1 protein-coding gene is annotated in these 388 nt (G+C 50.3%); it reads right to left on the bottom strand.

From position 1 onward, the window contains the following. Window positions 1–261 (bottom strand): serine hydrolase (locus HFC70_RS26670; protein ID WP_168476319.1); only part of this gene is annotated, 261 nt, incomplete at its 3' end. Between the last annotated feature and the right edge of the window lie 127 nt (window positions 262–388).

Genomic DNA, 388 nt, shown 5'->3' on the forward strand with positions numbered 1-388 from the left:
CTCGAAAATCGTGTCTTCAGTGACTTTTTGCCCGCTTTCTTTCGATGCCACACCATAACCGAAGAAGTGGCTCTTGCCGTCGATGGTTATAGCGACGGCCATGCCGGGGATTTTCTGCTCGGCCATGAGCGGGCGCACCGTTTCATCGACAATACGGCGCAAGTCGCCATCATTCGCCTTGCTCGCAGCCAGCGCGCAATTATTCGGGATAATAGCGGCAGTGGTGAGGAAACCGATCAAAAGTGTCGTAGATTTTCTCATGACAGAAAAATTAACCTCATGATTATGCGTTCCGCTGCATCTTTCTCAAGACATAGCCGGTATTGCGCGGTCCATTATATTGAAGCCCGCTTTGCGGGATATATGCCTTTCAGGCCCAGCTTATATA

The sequence above is a fragment of the Agrobacterium sp. a22-2 genome (genome assembly GCF_012276985.1).
Taxonomy (GTDB): domain Bacteria; phylum Pseudomonadota; class Alphaproteobacteria; order Rhizobiales; family Rhizobiaceae; genus Allorhizobium.